At 60.4% G+C, this 7513-nt stretch carries 8 protein-coding genes and 3 tRNA genes; 7 read left to right on the top strand and 4 right to left on the bottom strand.

The window, feature by feature from the left end:
- Positions 1–130: 130 nt before the first annotated feature.
- Positions 131–1270 carry a YeiH family protein gene (locus HMCN_RS0116610; RefSeq protein WP_035627740.1) on the top strand — a complete coding sequence of 380 codons (1140 nt, stop codon included), beginning with the start codon at positions 131–133 and terminating at the stop codon, positions 1268–1270.
- 110 nt (positions 1271–1380) lie between these two features.
- Here the strand turns inward: HMCN_RS0116610 and ttcA are convergent, their stop codons facing one another.
- From ttcA to HMCN_RS0116595, 3 genes are read right to left on the bottom strand one after another with little or no spacing between them, the layout of a single operon-like run.
- On the bottom strand, positions 1381–2313 hold the full coding sequence (gene ttcA, locus HMCN_RS0116605) for a tRNA 2-thiocytidine(32) synthetase TtcA (RefSeq protein WP_025918436.1): 933 nt from the start codon (positions 2311–2313) through the stop codon (positions 1381–1383).
- Positions 2310–2711 (bottom strand): dihydroneopterin aldolase, encoded by a 402-nt coding sequence (locus HMCN_RS0116600; RefSeq protein WP_025918435.1) that lies wholly within the window; start codon positions 2709–2711, stop codon positions 2310–2312. Before HMCN_RS0116600 ends, ttcA begins: the two co-directional genes overlap by 4 nt.
- 10 nt (positions 2712–2721) lie before the next feature.
- Complete coding sequence (locus HMCN_RS0116595) at positions 2722–3513, bottom strand: SDR family oxidoreductase (RefSeq protein ID WP_035627735.1); 792 nt, start codon at positions 3511–3513, stop codon at positions 2722–2724.
- Between the two features lie 51 nt (positions 3514–3564).
- On the opposite strand from HMCN_RS0116595, the gene HMCN_RS0116590 reads away from it, so the two are divergent.
- The 3 genes from HMCN_RS0116590 (at position 3565) to HMCN_RS0116580 (ending at position 6454) form a co-directional block, all read left to right on the top strand.
- Complete coding sequence (locus HMCN_RS0116590; protein ID WP_025918433.1) at positions 3565–4728, top strand: class I SAM-dependent methyltransferase; 1164 nt, start codon at positions 3565–3567, stop codon at positions 4726–4728.
- A gap of 101 nt (positions 4729–4829) precedes the next feature.
- Complete coding sequence (locus HMCN_RS0116585) at positions 4830–5024, top strand: DUF2905 domain-containing protein (RefSeq protein ID WP_025918432.1); 195 nt, start codon at positions 4830–4832, stop codon at positions 5022–5024.
- 11 nt (positions 5025–5035) lie between these two features.
- Complete coding sequence (locus HMCN_RS0116580; protein ID WP_035627730.1) at positions 5036–6454, top strand: DHA2 family efflux MFS transporter permease subunit; 1419 nt, start codon at positions 5036–5038, stop codon at positions 6452–6454.
- Positions 6455–6458: 4 nt separating this feature from the next.
- Here the strand turns inward: HMCN_RS0116580 and HMCN_RS0116575 are convergent, their stop codons facing one another.
- Positions 6459–6818 (bottom strand): ArsC/Spx/MgsR family protein, encoded by a 360-nt coding sequence (locus HMCN_RS0116575; protein WP_025918430.1) that lies wholly within the window; start codon positions 6816–6818, stop codon positions 6459–6461.
- Positions 6819–7118: 300 nt separating this feature from the next.
- Here HMCN_RS0116575 and HMCN_RS0116570 point away from each other — a divergent pair.
- From HMCN_RS0116570 to HMCN_RS0116560, 3 genes are all read left to right on the top strand, one after another.
- A tRNA-Tyr gene (locus HMCN_RS0116570) sits at positions 7119–7204 on the top strand.
- A gap of 48 nt (positions 7205–7252) precedes the next feature.
- A tRNA-Gly gene (locus HMCN_RS0116565) sits at positions 7253–7326 on the top strand.
- 40 nt (positions 7327–7366) lie between these two features.
- Positions 7367–7441, top strand: a tRNA-Thr gene (locus HMCN_RS0116560).
- Positions 7442–7513: the final 72 nt, after the last annotated feature.

Genomic DNA, 7513 nt, shown 5'->3' with positions numbered 1-7513 from the left:
AAGGGGTTTTCGAGGGGTTTGTTACCTGTTTTTCAGGTTGATTATACGCAAACGATGCGTTTTATGAATTTGATTTCCGGCCCTACACTGTAGCGCATACGGCCTCATCGAGCCGATTTGCGGAGAAAAAATGCCTGCCCTCGAATCTGCCAACGCTGCCAATTCGGTGCATATCGCCCCTGCTGGCGCCCGCCATTCCCAAGCCGGATTTTCCGCCCGCGTGCGGCCCCTGTTGGCCGGCCTGGCATTGAGCGGCCTGATCGCCTACGCGTCGATTGCCCTGGGCGACCTGGGCTGGATGCAGGCGCACGGCTTGAGCGCGCTGATGATCGCCATCGTGCTGGGGATTGCGCTGGGCAATACCGTGTACCCGCGGCTGGCAGGCAACTGCCACACCGGAGTGACTTTTTCCAAGCAAACCTTGTTGCGACTTGGCATCATCCTGTACGGTTTTCGCCTGACTTTCCAGGACATTGGCCAGGTCGGTTTTGCCGGGGTGGCAATCGATGCGCTGGTACTGACTTCGACTTTTGCGCTGGCCATGTTGCTAGGCACCCGATTATTCAAACTCGATCGCAACACTGCGCTGCTGATCGGCGCCGGCAGCTCGATCTGCGGCGCGGCGGCGGTGATGGCGGTCGAACCGGTGCTCAAGGGCCGTACCGAGCAGGTCACGGTGGCGGTGTCGACCGTGGTGGTGTTCGGCACGCTGGCGATTTTCCTGTATCCGCTGCTGTACCGGCTGAACCTGGATTGGCATCTGGTGGGTACCGCGCCGGCCAGCTTCGGCGTGTATATCGGATCGACCGTGCATGAAGTGGCACAAGTGGTGGCGGCCGGGCATGCCATCGATCAGGACGCCGCCAATGCAGCGGTGATTGCGAAAATGGTGCGGGTCATGATGCTGGCGCCGTTCCTGCTGATTCTCTCGACTTGGCTGGCCCGCCGCGACCGTAGCTCCGGTGCGGCAGTCGCCAGGGGGCGCCTCGAGCCGCCCGCCCGGCTGGCGATCCCGTGGTTCGTTTTTGCCTTCATTGCCGTGGTCGGCTTTAATTCACTGTTTCTGCTGCCGCATCCGGTGGTGGCCGGTGCGATTGCCGTCGATACCATGCTGCTGGCGATGGCGATGGCGGCGTTAGGTCTGACTACCCATGTCTCGGCGATCCGCCGTGCCGGCGTCAAGCCGCTGATCCTGGCCGCAATCCTGTTTTGCTGGCTGATTGCCGGCGGTGCGACCATCAACCGCAGCGTGATGGCCTGGTTGGGGTGATTTTTGAGAAGACAGTCTAAAAAAACAGCGCAGGCACCGCTGGCCTGCGCTATTGGCAAATCGCAGACGCAAAAATACGCAAGTTGTTTTGCGTCATTTTTTTAACCGGATTAACGCTGCATCTGCAGCGGGATGAAACTGGTGGTGCCGGCGGCAGTGGTGCAGGGGTCGTCGTCGAAAGCGATGTCGCCGTTCGGGTTGGCTACGCCGTCGAGCTGCAAATCCCTGAAATTGAACAAATCGCGGTCCATCAGGTGCGACGGCACCACGGTCGACAGCGCGGAAAAGATGCTTTCGACCCGGCCCGGGAATTTCTTTTCCCAATCGCGCAGCATGGCCTTGGTGTGTTTGCGCTGCAGGTTTTCCTGGCTGCCGCACAGGTTGCACGGGATGATCGGGAATTGCTTGATCTCGGCATAGCGGCTCGAATCCTCTTCCTTCACATAGGCCAGCGGCCGGATCACGATGTGGCGGCCATCGTCCGACTGCAGCTTGGCCGGCATCGACTTGAGCTTGCCGCCGAAGAACATGTTGAGGAAAAAGGTTTCCAAGATGTCGTCGCGGTGGTGGCCGAGCGCGATCTTGTTGGCTCCCAGTTCGTCGGCGACCCGGTACAGGATGCCGCGCCGCAGCCGCGAGCACAGCGAGCAGGTGGTCTTGCCTTCGGGAATCACGCGCTTGACGATGCTGTAGGTGTCCTGGTTCTCGATGTGGAACGGGATGCCGAGCTTGGTCAGGTAGGCCGGCAGCACATGCTCGGGAAAGCCCGGCTGCTTCTGGTCCAGGTTGACCGCGACGATCTCGAACTTGATCGGCGCCCGTTCCCGCAGCGTCATCAGGATGTCGAGCAGCGCGTAGCTGTCCTTGCCGCCGGACAGGCAGACCATCACGCGGTCGCCGTCCTCGATCATGTTGAAGTCGCCGATCGCCTGCCCGACCTGGCGGCACAGGCGCTTGTGCAGCTTGTTGTTTTCGAAGGCGGTTTTCTCGGCTTGCCTGGCGCTTTGCGCCGGGCTGTCGGGGGGTTCTAGTAGGGCGTTCATGCAGTGGCCTGCTTGATCTGGAATACTTCGACCCCGACGCCGTCGCAATCGGGATAGACGTCGGGTTTCATGGTCGATACGCGCACTGCGCGCACGTTCGGATGCGCCAGCATACTGCGCGCGACATCGTCGCACAGGGTTTCCTGCAGGTGGACATGGCCTTGCGCCATGCGCTTGGCGATGGTCACGCGCATGAAATCGTAATCGACCACCTCGGCCAGGTTGTCGTCTTTCGGCGTCGACAACGCCAGCGGGATGTACAGATCGACGTTGATCAGCACCCGCTGTTCGCCTCTCTTCTCGAAATCGTGCACGCCGATATTGATTTGCACTTCATAGTTGCGCAGGAACAGGCGGCGGCAGTCGATCAGTTGCGGGTGGGACAGGGCGGAAATCATGAGGTTTTTCTTAAAGTGTGGGAGGCGCGGCGACGAACATCACGTCGCGTTGCAAAGGGATCAAATGCTGGCCGCCGTCGACCACGATGGTGGTGCCGGTGATCGCGCGGTTTTCCAGCGCGAAGCAGACGGTGGCGGCGATGTCTTCCGGCGTGCTGGAGCGCCCCAGCGGCGTGCGCCGGTGGGCGGCAGCAAAGCCGGCCTCGGTCTGGTCGCCCGAGATCAGCGTGATGCCGGGCGCAATCCCGACCACCCGCAGCTTCGGCGCCAGCGCTTGCGCCAGCATGGTGGTGGCGCTGTGCAGCGCAGCCTTGGACAGCGTGTAGGACAGGAAATCCGGATTCAGGTTGAACAGTTTCTGGTCCAGCAGATTGATCGCGACCGCCTGCGCGCCTTCCGGTGTTGCCGCGTGCAGCGCCTGCGCCAGCAGGATCGGCGCGGCTAGGTTGGTGCGCATGTGGCGCTCCAGCAAGGCTGGCGAAAAATCGGCCGCGCTGTCGTGCTCGAAGCGGCTGGCGTTATTCACCACGCAGCCGAAGCTGGCCAGCGGCAATTGCAGCGCAGTTGCGGCGCGCTCCAGCAGCGTCTGCACCGCCGCTGCATCGGCCAGGTCGCACTGCACCGCAGCGGCGTGGCCGCCGAGCGCGCGGATCTGGCGCACGGTGTCGGCGGCATCAAGCCCGGATCGGTCATAATGGACTGCGACATGCCAGCCGCGCTGCGCCAGCGCCAGCGCGATGGTGCGCCCGATGCGTCGCGCGGCGCCGGTGACGAGCGCGCTTTTTTGTTGCTGTGTATGCATATTTGTTGGTATTTTGACCGCGCCTTATTTCAATTCATTACAATCTGCCTGATGCAATTACCTGAACCCCATCCCGATGCGCTGGCCGCATCGCAGCAGCTCCAGCAGCTGATCGCAACCGAAATCGCGCAGCGTGCGGGCTGGATGCCATTTTCGCGTTTCATGGAGCTGGCGCTGTATGCGCCGGTACTCGGTTATTACAGCGGCGGCGCGCAAAAGCTGGGCCGGGACGGTGATTTTACAACCGCACCGGAAATCACGCCGCTTTTTGGTGCGGCGCTGGCGCGGGTGGCGGCTGATCTGATGACGCAGACCACACCGCAGATCATGGAGTTCGGCGCCGGCAGCGGCAGGCTGGCGTTCGACATTCTGACCGAGCTGGGCGCGATGGGAGTGCGGCTCGAGCAGTACACGATTCTGGATCTGTCAGGCGAGTTGCGGGCCCGACAGGAGCATTTGCTGCGCGACTTCCCGCAGGTGGTGTGGCAGCAGCAGATGCCGCCGGCCTACTCCGGCCTGGTGCTCGGCAACGAAGTGCTGGACGCGATGCCGGTCGAACTGGTGGTCAAGACCGCGACCGGCTGGCAGCAGCGCGGCGTCGGCGCCACCGACAACGGTTTTGGCTGGATCGACCGTCCGTGCGGCATGGAAGCGAGCGCGCTGGTGGCGCAGATTCCGCAGGCCGATATGCTGCCGGTCGGCTATCTGACCGAAGTCCATCCGGCTGCGCAGGGTTTCATGCATTCGCTGGCCGACATGTTGCTGGCAGGGCGAAATTTGCACGGCCGGGGCGGGGCGGCGATTTTCATCGATTACGGCTTTCCGGCCGCCGAGTTTTATCTGGACCAGCGCACCCAGGGCACGCTGATGTGCCATTATCGGCATCACACCCATCCGGAGCCGTTTTACCTGCCGGGCTTGCAGGACATTACCGCCCATGTCGATTTCACCGCGATGGCGCAGGCGGCGCTGGACGGCGGGCTGGAGTTGCTGGCTTACACCAGCCAGGCCGGGTTTCTGATGGCGGCGGGAATTGGCGAACTGTTGCTGCGCACGCCGCCGACCGATCCGATGCGCTATCTGCCGCAAGCCAACGCAGTGCAAAAGCTGATTTCTCCGGCCGAGATGGGCGAGCTGTTCAAGGTGCTGGTGGTCGGCAAGGATGTCGAATTGGCGCCGGCGCTGTTGCGCAACGACCGTAGTCATCGCCTGTAATTTATACATACTATGACATGTATTTTAATTTCCGCTTTAATTGTATGTGGAAATTGTGATGTTTATTGAAAAATGACTGGAGTATCTATGGGGCCGCGCACATGATCCGCTGGGTAATCGTTATTTTCGTGGCGCTGATCGTATTTTCTGCGCTGCTGCCGTGGCTGGAAAAACTCGGCGTCGGCCGCTTGCCGGGCGATGTGCGCTTCACGCTGTTCGGCCGCATGTTTTCGCTGCCGTTCGCTTCCACCATCCTGATTTCGCTGATCGTGCTGCTGATCGGGCGCTTTCTGTAGCCGCCAAACCGATGAGCCTCGTGATGCAGCCGACCCTGGAACAATTGCGCGCCCGTTACGGCGATCGCTACAAGTGGTGGGTGTTGCTGACGGTGATGATAGGCACCATGGCGTCGATCCTGTCGTCGACCATCGTCAATGTCGCCATTCCCGACCTGAGCCGGTATTTCCATCTGGGGCAGGAGCGCGCCCAGTGGGTTTCGTCCGGCTTCATGCTGGCGATGACGATCTCGATGCTGAGCACGCCCTGGCTACTGCTGCGTTTCGGCCTGCGCCGCACCTACACCGGCGCAATCCTGTTGTTGCTGGCCGGCGGCGTGATCGGCGGCTTCAGCGTCAACGTGCCGATGCTGCTGTCGATGCGGGTGGTCGAAGGGCTGGCCGCCGGCATTTTGCAGCCGATTCCGGTGATCGTCATCATGCGAGCGTTTGTCGCCCGCGAGCAGGGCCGCGCGCTCGGCATTTTCACTTTCGGCGTGGTGCTGGCGCCGGCGCTGGGGCCCAGCGTCGGCGGCTTTCTGGTCGAGCATTACGGCTGGCGTTCGATTTTCTTCGTGGTGGTGCCGTTTTGCCTGCTGGTGCTGGCGCTGACTCGACGCATTCTTGCCGTCAATTCGCCGCTGATGGGCGATGCCAGGCATCTCGACTGGAAGGGTTTGCTGCTGGTCGGCCTCAGCACCATCAGCCTGCTCAATGGCCTGGTGCATTTGCATGGCAACGGCTGGCAGGCGGCAATTTTGCTGTCGGTAGGCGGCCTCAGTTTGATTGGCTTCATCGCATATCAGCTGCGTGCCGAGCAACCGTTGATGCACATGAAACTGTTTGACTATCAGCAGTTTTCGATGGGGGCGCTGGTGGCCTTCATCTACGGCATGGGCTTGTTCGGATCGACTTATCTGCTGCCGGTCTACATGCAAATGGCGCTGCACTACACGCCGTCGCAAGCCGGGTTGATTTTGTTGCCTGCTGGCATTGTTCTGGCCGTGGTCATCCCGCTGGCCGGCCATCTGGCCGATCGTTTTCCGCCGAATATCCTGATTGCGGGCGGACTCGGTTTGCTGGCGCTGTCCTTTGTTCTGATGGCGCTCGGCAGCAGCGCAGGCAACTATTATCTATTGATGGCGTGGGCCGTCATCGGCCGCATCGGGCTCGGCTTCGTGCTGCCGGCGCTAAGTCTGGGCTCCTTGCGCGGCCTTACTCCCGAGCTGATCGCGCAGGGATCGAGCGCGATTAATTTCGTCCGCCAGCTGGGCGGCGCGATCGGCATCAGTCTGGTCGGTATCGTGCTGGAATGGCGCTTGGCTTCGCGCGCAGCCGATGCCAGTGGGCGCATTAGCGCATTCGACGACACTTTTCTGCTGGTTGCCGGTTTGTGTGCAGTAGCGATACTGGCGGCTTGGCGGATGCGGGCAGCGCCGGCGGCGCAATGATTTTCTATGCTGTGCGCAATAATGCGCGCAACTGCTCGGTCGGGCGGCCGATCATGGCGCGTCCCTTATAAATCACGATCGGGCGCTGCAGCAGTTGCGGATGCGATGCCAGCGCCGCCAGTAGCGTTGCATCGTCGGCCTGCGCCAACCGCAGCGTGTCAAACAGCGCCTCGCCGTCGCGCACCATGGCGCGTACCGGAATTCCGAGTTGCTGTTGCAGGGTGCGTAATTCGGCAAGATTCAAGGGAGAGGTCTGGTAATCCACCGTATGCAGTGAAACAGCGTTGTCGGTGGCGAATTGCTGTACCAGCATCAGCGCGGCGCGCGATTTTGAGCAGCGTGGATTATGCAAAATAGTAATCATGGGTTTGGAGGCATGGATAAAAACGCATTAAATTCGGACAGACCGATTGGGAGTGCGGTCGGCCCTGTGTCGTGCAGCAAGTGTATACGGAAAGATAGTTCAGGATTCTGCCCGGGAGGCAACCCGAATTTTCTCAAAATTTTTGCCATGCTGTGCGCCGCAAGCGCCTGACAGTGTGAGCAAGCTAAATTGCGATTTTAATTATTTGTTGTGTAATGTCCGTAAAAAGATCGCATAAAATTAATGGATGCAATCAGTTGACAGTGCTCGAAGAAGCCTGCATAATTCAGGGCTCATTGCGGAGGGGTGGCCGAGTGGTTAAAGGCGACAGACTGTAAATCTGTTCTCTTACGAGTACGCTGGTTCGAATCCAGCCCCCTCCACCAAGTTAAGGGATTTTGTAGTAAAAGGTTGCGGCTGAAGTGGTCGCCCTCGCGGGTGTAGCTCAATGGTAGAGCTGAAGCCTTCCAAGCTTATGACGAGGGTTCGATTCCCTTCACCCGCTCCAGAGTCAAATGGCATGTGCGGTTAGTGTGCATGCAACAGTAGCCCTTGTAGCTCAGTGGTAGAGCACTCCCTTGGTAAGGGAGAGGCCACGTGTTCAATCCACGTCAAGGGCACCAAGTTATATATGTCATCGTACCAGTCGGAAGTCGGGCGTGTGCCTGGGCATTCTCATCAAAATCGTTAGGAGT

The organism is Herminiimonas sp. CN, assembly GCF_000622895.1.
In the GTDB taxonomy this organism is placed as follows: Bacteria; Pseudomonadota; Gammaproteobacteria; order Burkholderiales; family Burkholderiaceae_D; genus AVCC01.
The sequence above is the reverse complement of the archived record's forward strand: the minus strand, read 5'-3'. Positions and strand labels throughout refer to the sequence as shown.